The organism is Mangrovimonas sp. CR14, from assembly GCF_011764015.1.
GTDB lineage: Bacteria > Bacteroidota > Bacteroidia > Flavobacteriales > Flavobacteriaceae > Mangrovimonas > Mangrovimonas futianensis.
The window spans coordinates 158,039-182,730 of sequence record NZ_JAAFZY010000002.1 but is presented as its reverse complement, the minus strand read 5'-3'; the positions used below and the strand labels follow the sequence as shown (position 1 = coordinate 182,730).

At 36.0% G+C, this 24,692-nt stretch carries 22 protein-coding genes; 9 read left to right on the top strand and 13 right to left on the bottom strand.

Annotation, left to right across the window (positions count from 1 at the left end):
- Nucleotides 1-142 precede the first annotated feature (142 nt).
- From accD to GZ212_RS04135, 3 genes are all read right to left on the bottom strand, one after another.
- Nucleotides 143-1,000, bottom strand: a complete 858-nt coding sequence (gene accD / locus GZ212_RS04145) for an acetyl-CoA carboxylase, carboxyltransferase subunit beta (protein WP_166957523.1) — start codon at nt 998-1,000, stop codon at nt 143-145.
- 96 nt (nt 1,001-1,096) lie between these two features.
- Nucleotides 1,097-2,164 (bottom strand): class II fructose-bisphosphate aldolase, encoded by a 1,068-nt coding sequence (fbaA, locus tag GZ212_RS04140; protein WP_166957521.1) that lies wholly within the window; start codon nt 2,162-2,164, stop codon nt 1,097-1,099.
- A 49-nt stretch (nt 2,165-2,213) separates the two neighbouring features.
- Nucleotides 2,214-4,736: a BamA/TamA family outer membrane protein gene (locus GZ212_RS04135; protein WP_166957519.1), complete on the bottom strand. Its 2,523-nt coding sequence runs from the start codon at nt 4,734-4,736 to the stop codon at nt 2,214-2,216.
- A gap of 104 nt (nt 4,737-4,840) precedes the next feature.
- Here GZ212_RS04135 and GZ212_RS04130 point away from each other — a divergent pair, with 104 nt between their 5' ends.
- The gene (locus GZ212_RS04130) at nt 4,841-5,572 is read left to right on the top strand and encodes an RNA methyltransferase (RefSeq protein WP_166957517.1); all 732 of its coding nucleotides are present in this window, start codon (nt 4,841-4,843) and stop codon (nt 5,570-5,572) included.
- On the opposite strand, the gene GZ212_RS04125 is transcribed toward GZ212_RS04130, so the two are convergent.
- Nucleotides 5,559-6,275 carry a porin family protein gene (locus GZ212_RS04125; RefSeq protein ID WP_166957515.1) on the bottom strand — a complete coding sequence of 239 codons (717 nt, stop codon included), beginning with the start codon at nt 6,273-6,275 and terminating at the stop codon, nt 5,559-5,561. The two genes, GZ212_RS04130 and GZ212_RS04125, sit on opposite strands and share 14 nt — an antisense overlap.
- Nucleotides 6,276-6,280: 5 nt before the next feature.
- The gene (gene ubiE / locus GZ212_RS04120; protein WP_157492137.1) at nt 6,281-7,012 is read right to left on the bottom strand and encodes a bifunctional demethylmenaquinone methyltransferase/2-methoxy-6-polyprenyl-1,4-benzoquinol methylase UbiE; all 732 of its coding nucleotides are present in this window, start codon (nt 7,010-7,012) and stop codon (nt 6,281-6,283) included.
- A 132-nt stretch (nt 7,013-7,144) separates the two neighbouring features.
- Between ubiE and trkA the strand changes: the two genes are divergently transcribed.
- The 3 genes from trkA (at nt 7,145) to GZ212_RS04105 (ending at nt 10,446) form a co-directional block, all read left to right on the top strand.
- Nucleotides 7,145-8,494: a Trk system potassium transporter TrkA gene (gene trkA, locus GZ212_RS04115; protein ID WP_053971387.1), complete on the top strand. Its 1,350-nt coding sequence runs from the start codon at nt 7,145-7,147 to the stop codon at nt 8,492-8,494.
- A gap of 9 nt (nt 8,495-8,503) precedes the next feature.
- Nucleotides 8,504-9,997, top strand: coding sequence for a potassium transporter TrkG (locus tag GZ212_RS04110; RefSeq protein ID WP_166957513.1), 1,494 nt, complete (start codon nt 8,504-8,506; stop codon nt 9,995-9,997).
- Between the two features lie 182 nt (nt 9,998-10,179).
- Complete coding sequence (locus GZ212_RS04105; RefSeq protein WP_053971389.1) at nt 10,180-10,446, top strand: hypothetical protein; 267 nt, start codon at nt 10,180-10,182, stop codon at nt 10,444-10,446.
- Nucleotides 10,447-10,501: 55 nt separating this feature from the next.
- Here GZ212_RS04105 and GZ212_RS04100 read toward each other — a convergent pair whose 3' ends face one another.
- Together GZ212_RS04100 and GZ212_RS04095 are read right to left on the bottom strand one after the other, a co-directional pair.
- Entirely contained in the window at nt 10,502-11,686 is a 1,185-nt protein-coding gene (locus GZ212_RS04100) for a pyridoxal phosphate-dependent aminotransferase (protein ID WP_206080379.1), read from the bottom strand.
- 12 nt (nt 11,687-11,698) lie between these two features.
- Nucleotides 11,699-12,802, bottom strand: a complete 1,104-nt coding sequence (locus GZ212_RS04095; RefSeq protein WP_053971390.1) for an acyl-CoA desaturase — start codon at nt 12,800-12,802, stop codon at nt 11,699-11,701.
- Between the two features lie 141 nt (nt 12,803-12,943).
- On the opposite strand from GZ212_RS04095, the gene rsmG reads away from it, so the two are divergent.
- A complete protein-coding gene (rsmG, locus tag GZ212_RS04090) occupies nt 12,944-13,573 on the top strand; it encodes a 16S rRNA (guanine(527)-N(7))-methyltransferase RsmG (protein ID WP_166957511.1) in 630 nt (209 codons plus the stop codon).
- A gap of 3 nt (nt 13,574-13,576) precedes the next feature.
- Here the strand turns inward: rsmG and GZ212_RS04085 are convergent, their stop codons facing one another.
- Both GZ212_RS04085 and pruA read right to left on the bottom strand, forming a co-directional pair.
- Nucleotides 13,577-15,217, bottom strand: a complete 1,641-nt coding sequence (locus tag GZ212_RS04085) for a T9SS type A sorting domain-containing protein (RefSeq protein WP_166957509.1) — start codon at nt 15,215-15,217, stop codon at nt 13,577-13,579.
- A gap of 132 nt (nt 15,218-15,349) precedes the next feature.
- Entirely contained in the window at nt 15,350-16,975 is a 1,626-nt protein-coding gene (gene pruA, locus GZ212_RS04080) for an L-glutamate gamma-semialdehyde dehydrogenase (protein ID WP_166957508.1), read from the bottom strand.
- 146 nt (nt 16,976-17,121) lie between these two features.
- Between pruA and GZ212_RS04075 the strand changes: the two genes are divergently transcribed.
- Both GZ212_RS04075 and GZ212_RS04070 read left to right on the top strand, forming a co-directional pair.
- Entirely contained in the window at nt 17,122-17,847 is a 726-nt protein-coding gene (locus GZ212_RS04075) for an NRDE family protein (protein WP_166957506.1), read from the top strand.
- Entirely contained in the window at nt 17,840-18,832 is a 993-nt protein-coding gene (locus GZ212_RS04070) for a DUF6695 family protein (protein WP_166957504.1), read from the top strand. The genes GZ212_RS04075 and GZ212_RS04070 overlap by 8 nt, the downstream gene beginning before the upstream one ends.
- Here the strand turns inward: GZ212_RS04070 and apaG are convergent.
- Both apaG and GZ212_RS04060 read right to left on the bottom strand, forming a co-directional pair.
- On the bottom strand, nt 18,825-19,211 hold the full coding sequence (apaG, locus tag GZ212_RS04065; RefSeq protein WP_053971399.1) for a Co2+/Mg2+ efflux protein ApaG: 387 nt from the start codon (nt 19,209-19,211) through the stop codon (nt 18,825-18,827). The two genes, GZ212_RS04070 and apaG, sit on opposite strands and share 8 nt — an antisense overlap.
- A 99-nt stretch (nt 19,212-19,310) precedes the next feature.
- A complete protein-coding gene (locus tag GZ212_RS04060; RefSeq protein ID WP_166957502.1) occupies nt 19,311-20,564 on the bottom strand; it encodes a DUF5103 domain-containing protein in 1,254 nt (417 codons plus the stop codon).
- Between the two features lie 214 nt (nt 20,565-20,778).
- Between GZ212_RS04060 and GZ212_RS04055 the strand changes: the two genes are divergently transcribed.
- The gene (locus tag GZ212_RS04055) at nt 20,779-22,263 is read left to right on the top strand and encodes a pyruvate kinase (RefSeq protein ID WP_166957500.1); all 1,485 of its coding nucleotides are present in this window, start codon (nt 20,779-20,781) and stop codon (nt 22,261-22,263) included.
- On the opposite strand, the gene GZ212_RS16120 is transcribed toward GZ212_RS04055, so the two are convergent.
- Both GZ212_RS16120 and GZ212_RS04045 read right to left on the bottom strand, forming a co-directional pair.
- The gene (locus tag GZ212_RS16120) at nt 22,260-22,679 is read right to left on the bottom strand and encodes a hypothetical protein (RefSeq protein ID WP_240923744.1); all 420 of its coding nucleotides are present in this window, start codon (nt 22,677-22,679) and stop codon (nt 22,260-22,262) included. The two genes, GZ212_RS04055 and GZ212_RS16120, sit on opposite strands and share 4 nt — an antisense overlap.
- Nucleotides 22,676-23,014 carry a PadR family transcriptional regulator gene (locus GZ212_RS04045; RefSeq protein ID WP_053971402.1) on the bottom strand — a complete coding sequence of 113 codons (339 nt, stop codon included), beginning with the start codon at nt 23,012-23,014 and terminating at the stop codon, nt 22,676-22,678. Before GZ212_RS04045 ends, GZ212_RS16120 begins: the two co-directional genes overlap by 4 nt.
- Before the next feature lie 223 nt (nt 23,015-23,237).
- Between GZ212_RS04045 and GZ212_RS04040 the strand changes: the two genes are divergently transcribed.
- Nucleotides 23,238-24,635, top strand: a complete 1,398-nt coding sequence (locus GZ212_RS04040; protein WP_166957498.1) for a glycosyltransferase family 2 protein — start codon at nt 23,238-23,240, stop codon at nt 24,633-24,635.
- The last annotated feature ends 57 nt before the right edge of the window (nt 24,636-24,692 follow it).

The window sequence follows — 24,692 nt, the reverse complement described above, 5'->3', positions numbered from 1 at the left end:
CATAGAGCTTTATAAAATGGAAAAAAGAATCATTTGTATTATTGTGAAATTATTAGAAACATTCTCAAAATAATAAAGTAAATCTAAAAGAAGTGGATAAATTTAGAGAAACAAAAAAGCGAGTCAAATGACTCGCTTTATCTTATTCCCGAATTGGGTTATTCTGTATTAAATCCAAGTAGAGATTTATTTTGTTTTTTAAATCTTTTCGATGGGTGATGAAGTCTAAGAACCCATGTTCCATTAAAAACTCTGCCGTTTGAAATCCTTCAGGCAATTCTTTTCCGGTGGTATCTCTTACCACACGTGGACCAGCAAAACCAATCAGAGCTCCAGGCTCACTAATGTTAATGTCTCCTAACATGGCAAATGAAGCTGTGGTTCCTCCTGTGGTTGGATCGGTACATAAGGAGATATATGGTATTTTGGCTTCAGCCAAAAGAGCCAATTTTGCGGAAGTTTTAGCCAATTGCATTAAGGATAAAGCGGCTTCCATCATTCTAGCACCTCCAGATTTTGAAATAATCATGAAAGGAGCTTTTTTCTTTAGGGCGTAATCGGCTGCTCTGGCAATTTTTTCACCTACAACACTTCCCATAGATCCACCAATGAAACTGAAATCCATACAGGCTACAACCAAATCGTTTCCTTTCGATTTCCCAACGGCACATCTTACCGCATCTTTAAGTTTGGTTTTCTCCATGGCTGCTTTTAAGCGGTCAGGGTATTTTTTGGTATCCTCAAACTTCAACGGATCTTTTGACTCTAAATTAGGATCCAATTCCTTGAATTTATTGTCGTCAAAAAGTATCTCAAAATATTCTTTACTTCCTATTCTTACGTGATAACCATCTTCAGGGCTTACATAAAAATTTTGTTCAAGTTCTTTGGTGTCAACAATTTTTCCTGTGGGAGATTTGTACCAAAGGCCCTTCGGGGTATCTTTTTTCTCTTCTGTAGAAGTCTGTATTCCTTTTTCTTTTCTTTTAAACCAAGACATGTTTGCTATAATTTTAAGTCAACGGGAAATAAATGTAGTTATAAAAAAAACAACTTCACAAGAGTTTGTCTTGTGAAGTTGTTTTTTGAACCTTAACTATAAGGTATTTACGTTATTAAGATCTTCAAAGGCTTTCTTCAAACGAGTAACGAAGGTTTCTTCTCCTTTGCGTAACCAAACTCTAGGGTCGTAGTACTTTTTATTTGGTGAATCATCACCATCAGGATTTCCAATTTGAGTTTTTAAGTATTCGGCATGTTCAGTCATATAATCTCTAATACCACTCATAAAAGCATATTGCATATCCGTGTCAATATTCATTTTAATAACTCCGTATCCAATGGCTTCTCTAATTTCTTCTACTGTAGAACCAGATCCTCCGTGGAATACAAAGTCAATGTGATTTTGACCAACACCATACTTTTCAGTGATATATTCCTGTGAATTTCTTAAAATCTTTGGAGTCAATTTCACATTTCCAGGCTTATATACGCCGTGAACGTTTCCAAATGCCGCTGCAATAGTAAATTGATCACTTACCTTGCTTAGCTCTTCATAAGCGTAGGCCACTTCTTCTGGTTGGGTATATAATTTAGAATCATCAACATCAGAATTGTCAACACCATCTTCTTCACCACCAGTTATTCCAAGTTCAATTTCTAAAGTCATTCCCATTTTGCTCATTCTAGCCAAATAGGTTTTGCATATTTCTATGTTCTCTTCAATAGGTTCTTCACTTAAGTCAATCATGTGAGAACTAAATAAAGGCTTTCCAGTTTTAGCGAAATGCTCTTCACTGGCATCTAGCATACCATCAATCCACGGCAATAATTTCTTGGCGCAGTGGTCAGTATGCAATATAACAGGTACCCCATATGCCACTGATAAATCATGTACGTGCTTAGCACCAGCCACAGCACCAGCAATAGCTGCTTTTTGATTTTCGTTATTTAACGATTTTCCGGCATTAAATACTGCACCGCCATTAGAGAATTGAATAATTACAGGTGCATTCAAAGCTTTTGCTGTTTCTAGCACCCCATTAATAGAATTTGAACCGATAACATTTACAGCAGGTAGGGCAAAGCCTTTTTCTTTTGCTAATTTGAAGATTTCTTGAACTTCTTTTCCTGTAGCAACTCCTGCTTTAATATGATGTGACATAGGTTGTTTTTTTGAATTTCGAGTTACAAAAATAAGAAATTTAAAGCGGTTAGAAAGGATAATTTATACCAATATTATAAACCGCATTTTGAAAGTTGTAATCTTTAAACCATCTGTTATTAGTTGATAAAGATGGATCATACGTTTTGAATCCAATATCAAATCTGGCAACAACAAACCCAAAATCATATCTGATTCCAAAACCAGAACCAACAGCTACGTCTTTTAACGATTTTAATCCATCAAAAGTAGCCCGATCATCTTCTACATTGTCAAGAGCATTCCAAATATTACCCGCATCTACAAATAGGGCGGCATTGATTCCTTCATATACATTAAATCGATATTCTGCACTAAAAGCGAGTTTTAAATTGGCTTCATTAAATTCTTCATTGGAATCCAAACTTCCTGGGCCCAAGCTATAGGCTGTCCAAGCTCTGTTGTCATTGGTTCCTCCTGCATAAAAACTTTTGGAAAAAGGTATGCTATTAGAGTTTCCGTAGGGAACTGCAATTCCAGCAAATGTTCTAATTGCAAAAACCTTTCTTCTTCCAATTTCCCAGTGTTTTATAAAATCCAACTCTACTTTGGCATATTGTGAATAGGGGACATTGAATATTTCATAGCGCCCATTGGAATTTTTCTTTAAATCGGCCAATCTGGAAATTAATGAAAATGTATTTCCTGCCAGTTCCAATTTGTATCTAAAGATGGTGAACGTTTCATCATATAATGTTTCCTTGGTGTTTTTTACGTAATTAAAACTGGTGGAAAATATCAGGTTGTTTTCCGTTAGTCTTATTTTTCTTTCATTAATGGCAGAAACTGTTTGGTAATCATTATCATTAGGTGTAAGTGAGGTGTTTCCGCTTAAGACATCATTTATAAAGGCATCTGTTTGATTGGGATATTCAAGGTCTTCACCATTATTGTAGTTTAGGTTATTGGAAACGTCATTCAGGCTTTCATAGGAGTTGGTGTAAACCCCGAAATAATTGTCAGGGTTTAAATTTCTAACGTACTGGACATTGTATAAGTCAAAAAGGTTGGTTACAATGTTCCTTGGAAACCATTTATAGCTTAACGCACTGGTAAAAGTTTGTTTATCTAAACCTATGTTTGTTTGACTTGAACTAGCAATACTGAATCGGGTACTGGGAAACATAGATTTTGGTATCAGCTTCTCAGTATTGATAGGGAAAAACAATCTAGGAATGGTTAAATTTAAATTGGCCCCAACTTCTGTAATATCAAAAAAGCGATCCTCATCATTTGCAGCATCCTTGGAAGATCCAATAGACCCAAATGCGCTAAATTCTAAGGTTTCGGCACCACCAAAGACATTTCTCATAACCAACCCGGGACTAAAGGAAAGTCCAATGGTTTGAATGTTACTTTGAGACACTTCGGCGCTTAAGTTAAGTCCGAATTTTTTCTTTGGAGTAAGGTATATATTAGTGGTAATCGTTGTGTCTGGATTCTCAATGTATTCGATGTTTGGATACTTGAAAGTACGCAACTCTGTTAAATGACGATAGGTATTAGAGCGGTCTTTATCACGATAAACCATACCTGGGGTAATAAAAATAGCATTGGTTAAGGCTCTTGATCTAAACCTCATTTTTTCATAACTATAGAGGTTTATTCCGTTGTGGGTTGCTGAATCTTTTGGTTGATTATTTTGATGTTCAAACTGAAAGTCGGTGTAAATATTTACTTCCTTTATTTTATATGATTGAAACGGAATTCTATAAACAGAGTCCTGTTTCCTCACCTGTCTGTTTGATATCTGTACTTCTACATTAACATTTTTATTAGTGTTAACGGTATCCATCTCAAAAAACACATAGTCTTCACCAAAATGATAAATACCAGAGTTCCTCATTTGTTCGGTTATTCGACGTTTCTCTTCTTCAAAATAAGCAGTTCTGTAACGTCTGCCTTTTTTGATGTAAGATTTGTTCAATTGCATTTGAAACAGGGAATCTACTACAGGAGATTGAATTTTACTTGAAATGGAGTCGATGATATAGGGCTCTTTGGTATTTACATAATATTCTACCGAAGCTTTTTTGTCTTCTTGTTTTTTAGTTTCGCTGGAAACTTCAACATCAAACCAGCCATTATTAAAATAATAAGCCATTAATTGGTTTTCAGATTTAACTGTTTTATCATCATTCACCAAAATGGGAGCTTGCCCCGTAGTTTTCAACCATTCGTTGAAACCATGTCTAAATTGAAGGTAGTTTTGATGTTGCTTTTTAGAAAGAACACTTTCCCAAAATTCCCTTCGCCCTGGATTAGCGTCCAAACGAGAATTTAAAATAGAATCAATGTTGGGTCGGGCTAAATTGTAAATGTATAGCCTAATGGGTAGGCCTAAAGCGCTTCTGTTTTTTTTCTGATATAACAGGCTATTGATTCTTTCGGAAGTTTCCTTTTTTTCGTTAACAAAAATGGTGTTTTTGGTAAGTAGATGTTCACCTTCGGGAACTCTCTTTACAGAATTACAGGAAAATAATAGACCCGCAATTAAAAGAATTAATGCTATTTTTGAAGAATTAAGTTTCAAATACAAATAAATTAGTCTGTAAAGAATAGAGTTGAGGTTTTAAATTCTCGTTCAAACTCAAAAATACATTATTTCCTAAGATTACATATTTAATTATTGGTTGAATGTTATCCAAAAATCAAATAAAGTTAGTAGCCAGTTTAAAACAAAAAAAATACAGGAATCAGCATGGGCTATTTGTGGCTGAAGGAATCAAAACAATTGAAGAGTTGCTGGCTTCCCAAATAAAGCTTTATCATTTATTTACAACAGAAAGTTTTCAATTGGGCTCTCAAAAGGAGACATTGATTACAGACCACGAATTAAAGAAAATTAGTTATTTAACGACGCCCAACAAGGCGTTGGCTTTATTTGAAATCCCTAATGTATTACCTCTGGATAAATCGCAATTAATTGTGGCGGTAGATGAAGTTCGTGATCCCGGGAATTTGGGAACGATTATCAGGTTGTGTGATTGGTTTGGAATAGAGCATTTAGTATGCTCAACTGGTACAGTGGACTGTTTTAATCCAAAGGTGATTCAGGCTACTATGGGTTCTATTATAAGGGTAAATATCCATTATTTGGATTTACCTCATTTACTGTCTGATTTTGATTATCCAATATTTGGAGCTTTTATGGATGGTGAAAATGTTTATTCAAAAGCGTTACCCAATCAGGGGCTTGTAATAATGGGTAATGAAGCTAATGGTATTTCCAAGGAGGTTGAAAAATTTGTAACCGATAGAATATCCATTCCTAGATTTGGTAAATTACAGGAAACGGAAAGCCTTAATGTGGCCACAGCGACAGCCATTCTTTTAAGTGAGTTTAAAAGGAATTCTACTGAAACGTAAAATTGATAAAAACCCCTCTGGTTTTCATGGTTTCAATGTTTCCAGTCCACGGGCTGTTCGGGTCATTGTCTCTAACAACTTCATCATTGATGGCGAATACGCCTCTTATGGAAGGGGTGAATTTAAAGTAGTATAGATAGAAATCGATTCCAAAACCTAATTCATAAAAATACATGCTTTTTTTGCTTCGGAACTTACCGTTGTAATTGTCGTCAGGGTTCTTCTCGTTACTAGAAAGGTTTAGTGCTGTGGATACCCCGCCCACCACAAACGGTTTGAAATTATTAAGTCTTTTGGTAGAGAACTTTATTAACAAAGGCACGTGAATATAGGTGGATTTTATCTCCCGCTCTAAATCAGATGTTCTGAAATCTTCAAAACCTTGAAAATAACTTTCATCATATTGAAGAGTTCTCGTCGTCATATAAAGTCCAGGCTCCAGTCGTAAATCCATGTAGTCGTTAATACGCATGTTACCAACCAACCCCACATTGAATCCTGTGCTTTTTTTAACTAAAATATCTTTTTTGTCTTCCTTGTAGTCAAAGTTAAAATCATAACTATTAAAACCTATGAAGTAACCATAGCTTAAAAATTTCTTGTCAAAATTTTCATCATTCAGAACTTTTTCCTTGCTGAATAATTGTGCTGAAGCAAATTGATAGCAACCTATGAATACTAGTAGAAAAAAGAAGTTTCTCATAAAATTTATTTCGATGACGTATAAATGGTAGCCACTCCCATAGTCTGTGGCAAATCGTTCACATCTATAAACCCAATTTTACGTAAAATATTGTTCAAAACCTCGCCATAAGGAAAAACCGAAGCTGAATCACTCAAATAGCGATAGGCACTACGATCTTTGGAAAATACTTTTCCTATCAGTGGCATGATGTTATTGGTGTAAAGTTTATACCCTTGTTTAAATGGTGTTTTTGTGGGAACTGATGTTTCTAAAATAACAAAAATGCCTCCTGGTTTCAGTACACGATATATTTCGGCAAGTCCCTTTTCCAAATTCTCAAAATTTCTCACGCCAAAAGCTACAGTTATGGCATCAAAGGTGTCATCTTCAAAAGGTAAATTTTCAGAATCACCTAGTACCAATTTAATTTTATTGTCAAGTTGCTTTTGAGTTACCTTTTTTCTGCCTACCTCCAACATGCCCTCACTAATATCCAATCCAACAATGTCTTTGGCTTGAGTGGAGGAGGCCAATTGGATAGCTAAATCTCCGGTTCCTGTGGCAATATCCAAAATGGAGTGAGGTTGCGTTTTATCTACCAAGGCTACCACTTTTTTTCTCCATGATACATCTATACCAAATGAGATCACACGATTCAAGCCATCATACTCCTTTGAGATATTATCAAACATTTTTGTAACCTGCTCCTTTTTACCAAGTTCGCTGTCTTTATATGGGGTCACTTTACTCACAATGAAAAATTTTGCCAAATATAATCTTTTATGAGGGCATTTATAGTTTGTTGCCCAATAATTATATATAACCGTAATTTTATCAATCAATCTATTTTACAGTATATTTGCCTTAGTGTAACTAATGGCTACTACATGAAAATAATTATTGCTGGAGCTGGTGAAGTTGGATTTCATTTAGCAAAATTATTGTCTTACGAATCACAGGAAATCACTCTTATTGATACCAACAAAGAGAGTTTGATATATGCCGAGAACCACTTGGATATCAAAGTGATTAAAGGAGATGCAACCTCTATTTCTATATTAAAAGACGCCCGAGTTAATGATGCCGATTTGCTAATTGCTGTAACTTCCTCAGAGGCAACTAATTTGGCTTTATGTGTGTTGGCGAAACAATTGGGAGCGGGTAGAACTATTGCAAGAATTTCCAATACTGAATTTTTGAAGTATAAAGATGAAATTGGTTTTGATGCCTTGGGTATTGATGAATTGATTTCTCCAGAATCCCTTGCTGCGGCAGAGATTGAATTGTTGCTAAATCAAACGGCATTTAGCGATACATACTCTTTTGATGATGGTGCCCTAACCATGGTGGCACTCACATTGTCAAAAAACACCACCTTTATAGGTAAAACAGTTAAGCAAGCGGCAGAAGCATTTTCCGAAATTCATTTTGTTCCAATTGCTATACAACGTACGGGTACACAATTTACAATTATTCCAAGAGGGGATACCGAATTCAAAGAGAATGATAATGTGGTTTTTATCACTGCTGAAACGGGAGCTGATGAATTGTGTAGGTTAACGGGAAAAACAAATACCGAAATCAGGAATATTATGATTTTAGGTGGAAGTAAAATTGGTTTTAAAACAGCCAGAGACCTTGGTTTGTCATATCCCAATGTCAAATTAATTGAAAAGGACAAGGATAAAGCTTTTGACCTGGCAGATCAATTGCCAAAAGTATTGGTCATTAATGGTGATGGTAGAAACTTTGATTTGTTGGAAGAAGAAAGTTTGACAGATATGGATGCTTTTATTGCAGTTACTGGAAATTCTGAAACTAATATTATGTCTTGTTTAGTGGCCAAGTCCAAGGGAGTATCAAAAACTATTGCCCTGGTGGAAAATATGGATTATTTTGAGCTATCCCATTCCATTGGAATTGATACCTTGATCAATAAAAAATTATTGGCGGCTAACACCATTTTTAGATATATTAGAAAAGGGGAGGTAGTTGCTATGACCAAGCTTAACAATATGAATGCGGAGCTTTTGGAATTCAATGTAAAACCAACCTCCAAAATATGCAACAAACTTATAAAGAATATAGATTTTCCTAGATCGGCAATTATTGGTGGGATCGTAAGAGATGGTGAAGGTATTATTGCATTGGGAGATTTTCAAATAAGGGAAGCCGATAAGGTCGTGGTTTGTTGTATGCCAAAAGCTATCAAACAGGTTGAGAAATTATTCTTATAATTCCATTAAGTGAAATTAAACTATAAAATCATTTTACATCTTTTGGGCTTACTGTTAGTTTTTAACGGTGGGTTTATGTTGTTGTCTGCACTTATTAGTTTGATTTATCAAGATGGCGTTACTTTCGATTTATTGATTTCAGGAGCTGTCGCGGTATTACTGGGTCTGCTGGCCATGTATAATACAAAGGACCATTCTAAGGAAATGAATAAAAGAGAGGGTTATGTGGTGGTGACTTTTGGATGGATTATCATGACATTGTCTGGAACACTTCCTTATATGATTTCGGGGACCATTCCAAGTTTTACTGATGCGTTTTTTGAAACCATGTCTGGTTATACGACAACGGGAGCCTCGATACTCAATGATATAGAGATTGTTCCTGAAGGGGTTTTGTTCTGGAGAAGTTTAACCCATTGGATTGGGGGAATGGGAATTATTGTGTTGGCAGTAGCAATTCTACCGCTTCTAGGGATAGGAGGAATGCAAATGTTTGCAGCTGAAGCTCCAGGACCAAGTGCGGACAAGTTGCATCCAAGAATAACGGATACAGCAAAAAGACTATGGCTTATATATTTTGGATACACAGCAGCCGAAACAATTCTATTGAAAGTTGCTGGGATGTCTTTTTTTGATGCCATTAACCATTCCTTATGCACGCTTTCTACAGGCGGGTTCTCAACTAAAAATGCAAGTGTGGCTTATTGGAATGATCAGCCTATTATACAGTATATCATCATGTTCTTCATGTTTTTGGCTGGTACCAACTTTGTGTTGAGCTATTTTGCTTTTAAAGGCAAGGTTCAAAAGGTTATTCAGGATGAAGAGTTTAAACTATATTTCAAGTTCATAGCCATTTTCACCTTAATTTCTGCAATAATTATTTACTTCAAGGCAGATATCAGTCAATCTACTATTTATCACCCCATGGTTTGGGGACGGGCTGAAAGTTCGGTTAGACATGCTTTATTTCAGGTGCTTTCGGTAATTACAACCACAGGGTTTGTTACTGCGGATTATACGGCTTGGACACCCTTTTTGGTGGTATTTTTCTTTGGGTTGATGTTTTTAGGTGGATCTGCAGGAAGTACATCTGGGGGAGTCAAAGTTGTTAGACATCTTATTCTTATCAAAAATGGCTTTTTAGAATTTAAACGAACCTTACACCCTAGTGCTGTAGTTCCCGTTCGTTATAATATCAGGGCGGTTACAGGAGGTATTGTTTTTAATATCCAAGGTTTTTTTATTCTCTATATGCTTTCATTTATAGTGGGGGCATTGGTGTTCTCCATGTTTAATATTGACTTTAAATCGGCTATTGGTTTGGCTGCATCCAGTTTGGGTAATGTGGGTCCGGCCTTGGGAGATTTTGGTCCAGTTAACAATTATGGCGGATTGCCACCCTTAGGTAAATGGTGGGCTTCATTTTTAATGCTTATTGGTCGTTTGGAGTTGTTTACGGTTTTGATTCTCTTAACACCATTCTTTTGGACCAAGAAATAAAGTTTGTAACATTTTTCTTATAGTTGCTACTTATATATTAAAGTCACTTTTCGTTTTAAAGATCCTTAACTGATATCCTGGTCAGCTGATCACTCACCAATATCTTTTATTTTTCCATACTTGGCGTTTGATAACGCCGAGTGGTGTATGATTAACTTGTCTAACTTTTAAAATCTGTAATTATGGGATTTGGTGGTGGAGCTCAAGCTATGATAACTATTCTCAAAAACAATGAGAAGATGAAGGCTCAGAGATCAAGGTCTAAAGGCCTATCAGGTAGTTATGAAAACATTAAATTAAATTTAGATTACCCAAAAGCAACACCTAAAATGCTTCGGGATATTCGGGAACAAAAAATTCAAGATAGAAAAAGAACACTTTTTAATCAGTTCTTATTAGTATGTTGCATTCTTGTAGTCTTATCTATTATGATCTATTTTATGTTCTAAAAAAAGAAAGCCACCCATTGGGTGGCTTATATATAATTCGTTACAATTTCAATAATTATGATAGCGCTTCTTTTATTCGCCTAACAGCTTCAATAATTTGTTCGGTGGAAGCTGCATAAGAAATTCTGATACAATTGGAGTTTCCAAAAGCTTCACCAGTAACTGTAGCGACGTTTGCTTCTTCTAAAAGATACATGGCAAAATCGGAGGCGGTGTTGATGGTTTTTCCTCTAAAAGTTTTTCCAAAAAAGGCTGAAACATTTGGGAATACATAAAAGGCTCCTTCAGGAACATTGCATTGGAATCCTTCAATGTCACCTAAAAGTTGTAAAATTAAATTACGACGCTCTTTAAATTCCTCAACCATGAATTGAATTCTTTCTGGAGATTCAGTCAATGCTGTAATAGCAGCTCTTTGCGCTATACAGTTGGTTCCAGAAGTTATTTGTCCTTGCATTTTGGTACATGCCTTGGCAATCCATTCTGGGGCACCGATATATCCAATACGCCAACCCGTCATAGCAAAAGCTTTTGCCAAACCATTAACGGTAATGGTGCGATCGTACATATTTGGAATAGCAGCAAAACTAAAGTTTTTGGCACCATAACTAATATGCTCATAAATCTCATCAGACAAAATATAGATATCTGGATATTTTTCTAAAACTTTAGCCAACGCTCTATATTCTTCTTCAGAATAAATAGTCCCACTTGGGTTGTTTGGCGAATTGAAGAAAATCATTTTGGTCTTTGGAGAAATGGCGGCTTCCAATTGCTCAGGAGTGATTTTAAAATCATTTTCAATGGAAGAAGGAATCTCTTTATAAGTGGCTTCACATAGGGTTGCAATGGCTGAATAGCTTACCCAATATGGAGCAGGTAATAATACTTCATCACCTGGGTTCAATAACACTTGAGCTACATTGGCAATAGATTGTTTAGCCCCAGTAGAAACCACTATTTGATTTGGTTTATAATCCAAGCCATTGTCTCGTTTAAACTTAAGACATACCGCTTCCTTTAAATCCACATATCCATCAACTGGAGAATATGAATTGTAATTGTCATTCACTGCTTGTATAGCAGCTTCCTTAATGAAGTCAGGAGTGTTAAAATCTGGTTCTCCCAAACTTAATCCTATAATATCTTTTCCTTCGGCTCTAAGCTCTCTTGCTTTTGCCGCCATAGCCAAGGTTGCAGAACTTGGCAAACTTTTGATTCTGTCAGAAAGTTGGTCCATCGCCATAAAAAATTATGCTTGTAAGGCAGGTTTCATCCCCATTTCTCTTAAGTATCTGAAATGAGCGATTACTGCTTTTCGGGTTGTTTTATATTCGTTATACGGTAAATTAAATTCTTTTGCAGTTTCTCTAACTATTTTAGAGATTTTAGAATAGTGAACATGGCTTATATTTGGAAATATATGATGCTCCACTTGGTGGTTTAAACCACCGGTAAACCAGTTGACAATTCTGTTTTTGGTGGAAAAGTTCACGGTTGTATTTAATTGGTGGATGGCCCAAGTATTCTTCATTGTACCATCTTTTTCAGGTAATGGCATTTCTGCTTCTTCCATGACATGAGCCAATTGGAAAATCACACTCAAAATCAATCCTGCCGTGTAGTGCATTACAAAGAAACCAAGAAGTATTTTCCACCATGTCACATGATCCATGATAATGAGAGGCAATACAATCCAAACACTTACATAGATAAGCTTTGAGATTACCAATTTACTCCAATTCCAAACCGGATTTGGAAATTTCCCATATGATAATTTACGTTTCATGTAACGTTTCATTTGTTGCCAGTCAGTCGTGATTGCCCAATTAATAGTAAGTAGACCGTAAAGTAAAATGGAATAAAAATGTTGGAATCTATGGTACCAACGCCATTCAGCATGTTTTGAAAATCTAAGAATCCTTCCGGCTTCCAAATCTTCATCATGACCATGAATATTGGTATACGTATGATGCAGCACATTATGTTGCACTTTCCAATTATAAACGTTACCTGCTAAGATGTAAATGCTGCTGCCCATTAAACGGTTAACCCATTCTTTCTTCGAGTAGGAGCCATGGTTTCCATCATGCATCACATTCATGCCAACTCCGGCCATTCCAATTCCCATGACAATGGTCAAAAGTAATTGAGCCCAACCCGGCATGTCTAAAGTGAGTAATATAAAATAAGGGGCTAAAAACAAAGAAAACATGACAATGGTTTTTACCCAAAGTTTCCAATTTCCTGTTCTTTTAATGTCATTTTCTTTGAAATAGGTGTTAACTCTCTTATTTAATGTTCTAAAAAAGTTAGCTGAATCTGTTCTCGAAAATGATAAAGTTTTGTTCGTCATCGTTCAAATATTTTCATAAATTGTTACATGCTTACCTGACACTATAACGTGCCAAAGATACATATAATGTGAACCTATCCTTAAAAAGTTTTCATAAAAATATGCACAATAATTTACCTACTTTTGTCGAAAATTTAGAGTATGGACCTAATCCTTAAATATTTTCCTGATCTAACGGAAGACCAAATTAATAAATTTCGAAAGCTTGAGGAATTGTACCAAGATTGGAATTTGAAAATCAATGTAGTCTCTAGAAAAGACATAGATGAACTTTATTTAAGACATGTTTTACATTCTTTGGCGATTGCTAAGTTTATCCAATTTAAGGATGGTACAAGAATTATGGATGTAGGTACAGGAGGAGGATTTCCAGGGATTCCATTGGCTATTATGTTTCCAAATTGCCAGTTTCATCTGGTTGACAGTATTGCTAAAAAGTTGAAAGTGGTCAATGAGGTTGTTGAAGGATTGGGACTTGCAAACGTGAAAACCACACATACTCGGGTTGAGGAAATCAATGAGACTTATGATTTTATTGTCAGCAGAGCGGTGGCGGCAATGCCAACCTTTGTAAGATGGATAAAAGGTAAAGTGGCTAAAAAGAGTCTCCATGAAATAAAAAATGGGGTGATTTATCTTAAAGGAGGTGATTTGGCAGATGAACTGGAGAATTTTTCTACAGCCCAAATATTTGAGTTGAACCAATATTTTGATGAAGACTTTTTTGAAACCAAAAAAATAGTCCACCTTCCCATTAAATTCAAAGGATAAGTCTTACTTAACAATCAGTTTGGATTGGAAAATGCCATTCTGTTGCGTTTTGATATTTAGAACATAAATGCCAGAAGTCAATCGCAAAGGGATTTGGGTTTTAAATGATAAATCCATGTGTTGTTGATATACCGTTTTACCAGTTAAATCTACTATGGATATTTCGGCATCATTCAACTGATGGCTTGAAATTATCGAAAGGGATTCGGAAACCGGATTTTTTTCAAGTCTTATGCTGAGGTTATTCTGCAATTCATCTTCACTCGTCAAGGTTTCATTAAATATTTCATTGAGAGCAAATGCCGCATTTCCATTAGTCAAAGTTACATGAGGTTCATTATTTGAAGGAATATAAGTGTTGTCAAATGGGGTGTTATCTAAATTGGGTGTATTATACCAGTTCAAATCGGAAATGGCCAAAGAACTTAAGGTTGGGATAAAATTGAAATATTGCGTGTTTAGGTTGGCAACAAATTCGGCGATTAAAGGATTGCTGCCATTATCAAAAGAATACATGTTGAATTGTCCTCCAGGAGCACTATCTAAACCATCCGAGAATGAAGTAGCTTCTGAAGCTGCTGAAAAGGTATAAACGTCCTGCCATCCCCAAAAGTTAACCTGACCAATAAAATGGGTTACCTCTATGGATTGATTCGACAAAGGAGTAAAATGTAATGTGATGATAGCTTGCGTATCGAGGCCGCTAACCTGTCCCGTATCGAAGGTATGGTTTAATAATTCCATTCCTGGGGTTCCGATCATCATGGCAGTGCCACTTCCGTTAGAGATTGCCACGTTTCTGACATCCTCTGGAAATCCCATGGCATCGAGTTCTGATTGGAAAGCATCTCTAAAGTTTGGTGCGCCTATGGGTAAAGTTTGATTTGGATCTTGTTCATAACTGGAACCGGATTGCAAATGCCCTAAGTAATGGTCAATCAACATTTGTTTAGCGGCTGCACTGTTCAATAGATTATTAACAAAAGGTTCGGCTTCAGTAAGTGCAGGATCTCCATTCACCATATAGTTGAAAAGATATTGGATGCCAATAGGAACATTTGCTCCTAAATGGGGAGTGTCAAAAGAAATAAACAAACGTGTGTCATGATCCATACTATTTTGCTCCATGTATCTCAGAGCATATCGGGAAATTAATCCACCCATGCTTGGGCCAACAACCACATTCTCTTCAGTACCCGTTTTCATCCCATTAATAGTATTAATGAGCTCCACCAATATAAAGGCATTCCTTTGGATAAAATCGGCACCTCCATCTATAATGGTAGTTCCATCTGTAGAACTCGTGTATATGGGGAAATTTAAAACTACAATATCAAACCCTTGATCTCTAACGTCATCTCCCAAGTTTTCGCCATTACCATAGTCAAGTAGAGGGTAGATAAGCGAAATGTCTCGATCATCACCAGGATCAAATCCATCTACCACAAAAATGGGTTTGTCCAGGACGCCGTCCACATTGTCGTAATAGATTTTATATTCTCCAGTTCCCAATTGGGGCATGGGTTCATCATAACCTTGGTATGGAATGGTTGAATTGATAGTTGAAATGGCACTCTCGCCACCAGGTTGGGCGAAATTGTATATAGGAAAAAGTAATAGTAGAAAGAGGTAATATTGTTTCATAAGTAAGTTTTTTCAATAATTGACTTCTTAAAGATAAACTTTTTACTAATAATTTACTTGAATAGAGGTGTTTAAGAAATAAAAAAACCTTGAAGATTACTTCAAGGTTTTTTCTTTTTATTTGATTTTAGATTATCCTAAAAATGGATATCTATAATCTGTTGGAGTTACAAATGTTTCTTTAATAAGTCTAGGTGATACCCATCTTAATAAGTTTTGTGCACTTCCAGCTTTATCATTAGTTCCTGAAGCTCTTGCTCCACCAAAAGGTTGTTGTCCAACAACAGCTCCTGTAGGTTTGTCATTGATATAGAAGTTACCAGCACTATTTTCAAGTGCTCTTGTAGCTTCATTAATAGCATACCTGTCTGTTGCTAAAACGGCTCCAGTTAAGGCGTATTCACTAGTTTCATCAAGTAATTGAAGAGTTTCAGAGTATTTGTCAGCTTCGTAAACATATATGGTGATGACAGGGCCAAACAATTCGGTACACATAGTTGTGTATTTCGGATTAGTGGTCAAAATAACCGTAGGCTCAATAAAGTAACCTTTAGATTTGTCATATCCACCTCCAACAATAATTTCAGCATCATCATCAGCTTTAGCTTGGTCGATATATTTGGCCAATTTATCAAAAGAGCCTTCATGGATGACAGCTGTTATGAAATTACCCATATCTTCTGGAGATCCCATTTTAAAGGAATTGACGTCTTCAATAACATAGTTTTTCACATCTTCCCAAAGGTTGTCTGGAATGTATGCTCTTGAAGCAGCGCTACATTTTTGTCCCTGCAATTCAAAGGCACCTCTTGAAATAGCGGTCGCTACTTGTTTTGCATTGGCGGATTTATGAGCGATAATAAAATCTTTACCACCAGTTTCGCCTACAATTCTAGGGTAGGTTTTGTAATTGTGGATGTTATTACCAATTTGTTTCCACAGTTCCTTAAAAATAAAAGTAGAACCTGTAAAATGCAATCCAGAAAAATCTGGGTGCGATAAAATGGTGTCCGAAATCATAACTGGATCTCCAAAAACAACATTAATGACGCCATCTGGAACTCCTGCTTCTTTGAAAACATCCATGACAACTTTTGCTGAAAAGACTTGGCTGTCACTTGGTTTCCATACAACCACGTTGCCCATTAAAGCCATACATGAAGGTAGGTTTCCGGCAATTGCAGTAAAATTAAATGGTGTTACAGCATAAGTAAAACCTTCAAGAGGTCTATATTCCACACGGTTCCATGCATCTGATGTGCTTTCAGGTTGCTCTGCATAAATGTCAGTCATGTATTGCACATTGAAACGGAGGAAATCAATTAATTCGCAAGCAGCATCTATTTCGGCTTGATGAATGGTTTTGGATTGAGCAATCATGGTGGCGGCATTAATTCTAGCCCTGTAAGGGCCAGCAATTAATTCTGCAGCTTTTAAAAAGATACCTGCTCGCTGTTCCCATGGCATTTGAGACCAAGATTTTCTAGCTTCTAAAGCTGTTGAGATTGCTTCTTCTACATGTTTTTTTTCTGCTAAGTGATAGGTTCCTACACTATGTTTATGGTCATGTGGAGGAGACATGGTTCTGGTATTTCCTGTGGAAACATCCTGACCATTGATATAAAGAGGGACATCAATTTGACCATTGAACATCTCTTTGTATGCTTTCAAAACCTCTTCCCTTTCTGGAGAACCTGGAGCATATGATTTGACCGGTTCATTTACAGCAATTGGGACATTGAAAAATGCGTTCGCCATAGATTTTATGATTTTATGGTGTTACTAAATTTTGGAGTACAAAGGTATGTTTTTTATGTGGTTTTTAGTGTAACAAGAGTATCAAAACAAAGTTAAATGCCATAAATTTTGTAAGTTACATGCCAGTATTTTAGACTGCTTAATTTATGTGTACAGTAACGCTAGTTGCGATAGGAGATAGTGGATTTGTATTAACTTCTAATAGGGATGAAGATCCGCAGAGGGAGACCATTGCTCCAAAGATTTATTTTAAGGAAGGAGTAACTATTTGGTGTCCTAAGGATAAAGTGGCTGGAGGAACATGGATTGGTTTAAGTGATAAGCAACGGGTTATTTGTCTCCTTAATGGCGGCTTCACGAGACACAAACGACTGGATAAATACAAAATGAGCCGTGGGGTTGTTGTGAAGGAATTATTAATAGCTGATAATTTTTTGAATTGTATTTCCAAATTTGACTTTTCTCATATTGAACCGTTCACCATTGTAGCTGCCGATTGGAATGATTCGCTTTGTTTTTTTGAAATCGTTTGGGATGGATTAGAGGTGCATCAAAAGGAATTAGAATTGAAAACCCATATTTGGTCCTCAACGACATTATATGATGAGCAAATGAAATCGGAACGACATCAATGGTTTAAAGAATTTAAAGAGGGTCATAGTCTAAATGAAAAATCTCTTCTGAAATTTCACAAAACCTATAACTTGAACAAGGAGTATGGTATTATTATGGATCGTGGTTTTGTCAAAACGACTAGTATCACTCAAATAGTGATGAAAAAGGAAGAAATTAAGACTAAGTTTTTAAATCTTCAAGAGGAAGATTCAATGGTTCATGAGATATTTTCGAAAACCAATTTTATTCATGAGTAACTCAGGAATCATTATTGTTTTGGCTTATCCAGAGACTATTGTTAAGGTGTCTAATGAGTGGTATTCGCCATTATTGAAATATGCAGGAATAGGAAAAAAGGATTATGTAAGGGCAGGTCATGCAGCATTAGTGCTTATTGAAAAAGGGAAAGGTGAAATCTGTTATTATGACTTTGGCAGATATATTACGCCACAGCCCATGGGGCGAGTGAGAAGTAAAGAAACAGATGGTGAATTGGATTTTTCACTGGAAGCCCAATTTACCAATGGTCAAATGACAAATTTGGAAGAAATCTTGTCTTTTTTGGCTACGCAACCACAATTTACTCATGGAGCAGGTAATATGTATGCATCTGTTTGTGATGAGGTTGGTTTTGATAGGGCCCAAGCATATATTAAGGCAATGCAGGATAAGTTACTTATCAGGTATGGGGCCTTTGTGAAGAAGGCCTCTAATTGTGCCAGATTTGTAACAGATGTTTTGATAGCTTCAACGACTAATAAAGTGACCCAGAAAAAATTAATCCGTTTAAAGAGATTTACTCCTAGTACGATAGGAAATGTTGTGGCTGCGGCCAATGATTTGGGAGTCTTTAAAGTTTCAGAAAGTGGAATTATCGAACCTTTTTCCTCTGGTGTTGGTAAGATAAACAAAGAATGTCTGCTTGATCCTTTAAAGGATTTCAAGCCCAGTTCTTTAGGAACTTTGATCCCCCAAAAAGTGGATCACGCGGGTCAAAAGGCTCAATGGCTATCTGGTATTGGTTCTGGTGCTTGGTTTGAAATTTTAGAGACCGATGGATGCCGAGTTGTATTCAGAAGAATTTCCCCAAATGGACATATTGATGTGCATGATGTATTTTCAACAGAAACTGCGGTTATTGATTGGAATAGTCCATTTGAATTTACACATCACTCCAATTGTAAATATTTTCATATACAGCAGGAGGATAAAATTGTGCGGTTTAATAGAGGTATTAATTAAGTGCAAATGGAGCACTTAGCTTAAAGCTTGGGATAATCACCTGAAACTTATTGGCTGAAGAAAAATTAACCATATTAAAATGACCGCTCATGCAGCCGAAAGGAGAAGATAACAAACAGCCTGAAGTATAGGTGTGTGATTCTCCTGGGTTTAAGACTGGTTTTTTTCCAATAACTCCTTCTCCATTTACGGTTTCAATGTGATTTAATGCATCTTTAATGGTCCAATGTCGGGCAAGTAACTGAACCACATCTTTGCTCTGGTTCTCAATTGTTACCTTGTATCCATAGGCAAATTGAATCCTATAATTCTTATAGAAAGTTCCTTCAAAAGTGGTTTCTACAGAAATTTTAATCCCCCTCGTGACTTGCTGTACCATTTTTGGCTAAACGCTTAAAAAAGTTTTGGTTCTTGCTAAAATAAGAAATTTTAATTGTAAAATGTAAAAAAATAGATGTTAATGATGATTGTCAGGGTTTTAGTTTGAAATATTAATAGAGCTAGCCTCTCCCATTCCAACCAGACGATCAAATCTACTTCCTAAATCTCTAAAATAAACTAAGACTTTATAGTTGTTTTCGGTTTGATAAAAATTGCCGCCAATGGCTCCTTCATCTATATTTCCTTTTCTATCTACAAGAACATACTTGTAATTGTAAAATCCTTGTTTCAATAAAAGGAATCCCTCATAGACATTTCTATCTGCATTATAGGTCATTTCATTTTCCTTAGTTATAGCATAGTTGTTATAATTTCCATATATATAAGGTGTTTTACCTAGGAATGGTTCGTTGGCCAATAATGAGAAATGAATCCAGGCATAATCGGCTTCAATACTAGGGTTTTCTACATCAAGGGCGGTTATTATGAAATTTCCATTGATATCTGGATTGTAAGTATATGGACGATCTTTTCTGGCTATATTGGTAAATAAATAATTGTTATAAAGGTCGTGTAATTCAATAAATTGAATGGCATTATTGGCCGCCCTAATGTCTTTATTGTCAAAATAAAAGTACTCATTGCCGGCCCAGAAACTAGATTCCTTGGTGTATTTGTAGATTAATTCATTACCCATGGTGTATTGAGGCTTCAGGTTGGAGATAGCAGAGTTTAAATTATTATTTTGAATAATTAAGGTTTTTACCGTCTGATCAGGATTGGTGAACTCAATAGAGCTAGAGTTGATGGATATATCGACACTTTGTTTTTCTTCAATAAACCTAACATCTCTTGATCGTTTAATAGCAACTCCAACTTGAGCACCTTGTTCATAAATCATGAATTTTCTAGAAAATACCAATTCATCATACTCATTGTAAATATGAATCATGTAGTTTCCAGAAATCTTTAAGCGACGTGTTCTTTCATTAGGAATAGTAAGCTCGTAATGAGAATAAATTTGATAAGTGTTGAACGAATTTTGATAGGTCCTTATTCTTTGATTATCATAGCCATCCATAAACTCCGTTTTAGCTAGTACAGAAGGTGTCCAATCAAAATTATAATATTCTATTTTATAGTAGAAGTCAGCTTCTTCCCCATTCAAGGCATCAAATTCCAATTGAATAAAATCTCCTAACTTGATAACTGGGAGCTGACTTTCGTTGGTGTCTCCTTTAAAAGTGATTGTTTTAATGTGTTCGGGCGGGTTGACTTCTCTGGTGACCTGAGCATCGATGTTAATTGAAAAAAGAAGAAATAGGAGCGTTAGAGTTAGTCGGATTACCATTCGTTTGTCATTTGTTTTGTAAATATAATCAAATTTTATGCCTTGTTATAAAGGGTTTATGATGGCCCTAAAATTAACCTTTTAAAAAAGGTTGGAGCGGTTGATATTATTAACTTTACAATAATTTCAATAGGTTGAGATTTAGGGAGGTTGCTAAACTGATCTAAATCATCATTTTTCCAGAAAGTTTTAGGGAAATTTGTTTTAGAAAGTTATGGAGACAACAGATCTTACAAAAATGGTAGAAGAAATTGATGTGATTCTTGAGAAAATAATTCAAGATCAACACAATTACAAACGTGTGCTCAAGGATATTCACCCCGACCATGAAAAGAGTGCGATTAACTTGATACATTATCTCACCTTACGATCGTTTGATCTACGCGAATTGCAACATCAGTTGGGTATTTTGGGAATGTCTAGATTGGCAAGGGCAGAAGCCCATACTGAGGCTAGTTTGAAAATTACGCGCTACTATTTGTTGAAGTTGCTTAATAAGTCTATTGACTGGCCGCAGGATTTTAAGGTTTCAATTTTAGATAGTGAGCGATTGTTGACTGAAAAAACCAATGTTTTGTTTGGGAGGTCCCCTGAAAATAGAAAACAAAGGATCATGGTGACCATGCCTGGTTATGTTGCAAATGATAGAGAAACCGTTGAAAAAATGATTGTCAAGGGTATGAAAATAGCGCGTATAAATTGTGCTCATGACACTCAAGAAGATTGGTTCGATATAATACAACATATTAAGGCCGTAGATGCAAAACTTGGGAGAAGAACCATAATTGCCATGGACATAAGTGGACCTAAAATAAGAACTGGAGAAGTGAAAAAACCCATTGTTCTTTATGAAGGTGATGAATTACAATTGTCTCGAGTTCCTTTGGTGGGAAGAAAGGCGCAATATGATAAGAACGGGGCGCTTCAGTCGCCGGCAATTATTGCCTGTACATTGCCTGAAGTTTTTGATTACCTCCATAAGGGGAATAGAGTGTATTTTGATGATGGTACTATTAAAAGTGAAATTGTAGATTTAAATGGTGATATCGCCACAGTTAAAATCCTTAGGTCCGATGAAAAGGGGGGCAAATTAAAGGCCGATAAAGGAATTAACTTCCCAGATTCCAAACTGAACATTAGAGGGTTGACTCATACTGATAGGCAAAACTTAAAATTTATTGCAAAATATGCCGATATCGTCAATTTTTCCTTCGTTAACTCTGTTAGTGATGTTCAGGAAATGCATGAATGTTTAAAGGAATTGGATGCTTTGGATTCTTTAGGAGTAATATATAAAATTGAGACCCAAGCTGCATTTAACCATTTGGAAGATATTTTATTGGAAGCCTTAAAAGCGCCAAAGGTAGGAGTGATGATAGCGAGAGGTGATTTGGCAATTGAAACAAGTTGGAAGGATTTGGGTTACATTCAAAAGGAAATGCTGGCATTGTGCAATGCCTGCCATATTCCCATTGTTTGGGCTACTCAAGTTCTTGAAAAGCTGGCTAAGAAAGGACTTCCCAGTAGGTCCGAAATTACTGATGCAGTAACGGCAACAAAGGCGGAATGTATTATGCTAAACAAAGGTCCTCATATTTTGAGAGCGATCGAGTTGTTGGATCAAATAATTGAGCATATGGAGCAATATCAAGATAAAAATGCGCCCTTGTTACCGAAGTTAAAAAAACTTAATCACTAACTACTGATAGCGTTTTTGTATTTGTCATAAAAATACATGGGTAGAAATCCGAAGTTTAGGATGACAATTCCCAAAGTGATTAAAACACTAGCACCCGGCCAATGTTGGATTTTAAACAAGACACCGGTCGTGCTAATTGCTACGGCGATGTAACCTAAGAAATACATGGTTTTTTTCATGGTAATTTGCTTTTTATGGGTGATTAATAATTGTGTTTCTATTTCAATATGTTCCAGGCCGGCTTTTCCAAATGCATCAATTGCCTGTTCATAAGCCGTTTCAAAATCAGTTTCTGAAGATTGTTCCAAAACGCAACAAATATGGTCTAGCAAACTATCAGATAAATCTTCAAGTGTAACACCTCTCAACATGATATCATGCTTGATCTGAGCTATATGATTTTCTGTTAGATTCATATCATATTGGTTTTAGGTTTGATAATAAGTTGCATGGTGGATAGAAAGTCTGATAGCTCGTTAATTTTTTCACTTACTACCTGCTTGCCGTTTTGGGTCAAGTGGTAATATTTTCTTACTCTTTTGCCTATGTACACTTTTTCAGTACTTAAAATTTTGTCAGCTTCCAATTTGTGAAGCATGGGATAAAGAGCTCCCTCAGTAATTTCAATTTTACCATTGGTAAGTTCTTTTACTCTTTGAGTGATTTCATAACCATACATTTTATTGTTCTCCTCAAGAAGTTTTAAAATGATGGGTTGAAGTGTTCCTTTTATTAGATCTTTTGAATACATAAGTCAAATATACATAAATATCTTAGGTATTAAAATTTTTAAGGATTTATTTTAATAGAAGGTGTATCAGAAAGTGTGTAATCTGTCCCTAGTTTGTGTAAAAATTATACGGTTTTGAAATGGATGAAGGCTAGTAGAGCCTTTAATTCGGTTGTTTTTCGGAATGGCACAGGGATTGAATAGGAGTCTGTGAAATCAAATTGAACAAATCGAAACATAATTAATGAGAAAAAATAATATTCCCTCAGAATTGAATTTGGATTATCCAAATCAAAATCATCAAACAAATAAAACTTTCAATCCACGAAATACTATAGTTTTGGCGGGAACTTTTCTGCTAATGATTTTTGCAGCTTTTCTTGCTGTATATTATCAAGAACAATTTTTAGCCTTTAGGGAAGAGCGATTGAACTCTACTATTGGAGCCATTTTCTTTTGGATAGCCACTGGTTTATTCTTTTTCAAAGGAGGTTACTTCCTTTACACCCTTTATTTATATTTTAGATATCGCTCAGTCAAGGCTGTTTCAGATGAGGAATTGCCTACTTGTACCGTGATTGTTCCTGCATACAATGAAGGGAAACAAGTGTATGCCACTTTAATGAGTCTAGCTCAAAGTGAGTATCCTGAAGAAAAATTGGAATTGTTGGCCATAGATGATGGAAGTCAAGATAATACTTGGTTCTGGATGAATGAGGCTAAAAAAGTATTGGGAGATCGCGTTTCAATCCTGCAGCAACCTAAAAATCAAGGGAAGCGGCATGCGCTTTATCGTGGTTTTAAAATGGGTAAAGGAGATATTTTTGTCACAGTAGATAGTGATTCAGTTGTAGATTCTGATACGCTTAAGAACTTGGTAAGTCCTTTTGTTGTTAATGAGAAATGTGGGGCTGTAGCTGGAAACATTAGAGTTCTAAATAATGAGAAGGCATTGTTGCCGAAAATGCTTAATGTCAGTTTTGTGCTAAGTTTTGAATTCGTAAGGTCAGCCGAAAGTCAATTAAATTCAGTATTGTGTACCCCTGGGGCTTTAGCGGCTTATAGAAGATCGGCTGTATTTGCATGTTTGGATGAGTGGATTAATCAGACGTTTATGGGGCAGCCATCAGACATTGGAGAGGACCGAGCGATGACTAACATGATATTGAAGCAAGGGCATTATGTTCTATTCCAAAGAAATGCTTATGCTTATACAAACGTGCCAGAAAAGTATAAAGGCCTTTACAAAATGTTCATTAGATGGGGTAGGAGTAATGTCAGGGAAAATATTGCCATGGCTAAATATGTATTCACCAATTTTAGGGAAGGTTCAAAGTCGGGAGCTAGACTTCTCTTTTTAAACCAATCCTTTAAAATTGTGATGTGTTATCCATTTTTGATATTTATGTTACTATTCATATTAACACATCCGGTGCTTTTTATTAGTTCTACGTTGTTGGGTATTTTAATCTTTTCAAGTTTCCCAATGCTTTTCTATGCCAAACGGTACAAATTTTCAGAGTCCTTTTGGGCCTATTCATATAGTATCCTTTATACATTTGGATTGTTTTGGATTACGCCATATGCTATTGCTACGGCCAGTAGAAGAGGTTGGTTAACTAGGGATTTACCAACAGCTTAAAATAATAATAAGGGGCATATGGTGAGAGAGGCCTGTTTCAAAAGAAGCAGGCCTTTT

What these genes read in the sequence shown, in the direction of transcription:
- accD (WP_166957523.1), bottom strand. Translation starts at nt 1,000, where the DNA reads ATGTCTTGGTTTAAAAGAAAAGAAAAAGGAATACAGACTTCTACAGAA.
- fbaA (WP_166957521.1), bottom strand. Translation starts at nt 2,164, where the DNA reads ATGTCACATCATATTAAAGCAGGAGTTGCTACAGGAAAAGAAGTTCAA.
- GZ212_RS04130 (WP_166957517.1), top strand. Translation starts at nt 4,841, where the DNA reads ATGTTATCCAAAAATCAAATAAAGTTAGTAGCCAGTTTAAAACAAAAA.
- GZ212_RS04125 (WP_166957515.1), bottom strand. Translation starts at nt 6,275, where the DNA reads ATGAGAAACTTCTTTTTTCTACTAGTATTCATAGGTTGCTATCAATTT.
- trkA (WP_053971387.1), top strand. Translation starts at nt 7,145, where the DNA reads ATGAAAATAATTATTGCTGGAGCTGGTGAAGTTGGATTTCATTTAGCA.
- GZ212_RS04105 (WP_053971389.1), top strand. Translation starts at nt 10,180, where the DNA reads ATGGGATTTGGTGGTGGAGCTCAAGCTATGATAACTATTCTCAAAAAC.
- GZ212_RS04100 (WP_206080379.1), bottom strand. Translation starts at nt 11,686, where the DNA reads ATGGACCAACTTTCTGACAGAATCAAAAGTTTGCCAAGTTCTGCAACC.
- GZ212_RS04095 (WP_053971390.1), bottom strand. Translation starts at nt 12,802, where the DNA reads ATGACGAACAAAACTTTATCATTTTCGAGAACAGATTCAGCTAACTTT.
- rsmG (WP_166957511.1), top strand. Translation starts at nt 12,944, where the DNA reads ATGGACCTAATCCTTAAATATTTTCCTGATCTAACGGAAGACCAAATT.
- GZ212_RS04085 (WP_166957509.1), bottom strand. Translation starts at nt 15,217, where the DNA reads ATGAAACAATATTACCTCTTTCTACTATTACTTTTTCCTATATACAAT.
- pruA (WP_166957508.1), bottom strand. Translation starts at nt 16,975, where the DNA reads ATGGCGAACGCATTTTTCAATGTCCCAATTGCTGTAAATGAACCGGTC.
- GZ212_RS04075 (WP_166957506.1), top strand. Translation starts at nt 17,122, where the DNA reads ATGTGTACAGTAACGCTAGTTGCGATAGGAGATAGTGGATTTGTATTA.
- GZ212_RS04070 (WP_166957504.1), top strand. Translation starts at nt 17,840, where the DNA reads ATGAGTAACTCAGGAATCATTATTGTTTTGGCTTATCCAGAGACTATT.
- apaG (WP_053971399.1), bottom strand. Translation starts at nt 19,211, where the DNA reads ATGGTACAGCAAGTCACGAGGGGGATTAAAATTTCTGTAGAAACCACT.
- GZ212_RS04060 (WP_166957502.1), bottom strand. Translation starts at nt 20,564, where the DNA reads ATGGTAATCCGACTAACTCTAACGCTCCTATTTCTTCTTTTTTCAATT.
- GZ212_RS04055 (WP_166957500.1), top strand. Translation starts at nt 20,779, where the DNA reads ATGGAGACAACAGATCTTACAAAAATGGTAGAAGAAATTGATGTGATT.
- GZ212_RS16120 (WP_240923744.1), bottom strand. Translation starts at nt 22,679, where the DNA reads ATGAATCTAACAGAAAATCATATAGCTCAGATCAAGCATGATATCATG.
- GZ212_RS04045 (WP_053971402.1), bottom strand. Translation starts at nt 23,014, where the DNA reads ATGTATTCAAAAGATCTAATAAAAGGAACACTTCAACCCATCATTTTA.
- GZ212_RS04040 (WP_166957498.1), top strand. Translation starts at nt 23,238, where the DNA reads ATGAGAAAAAATAATATTCCCTCAGAATTGAATTTGGATTATCCAAAT.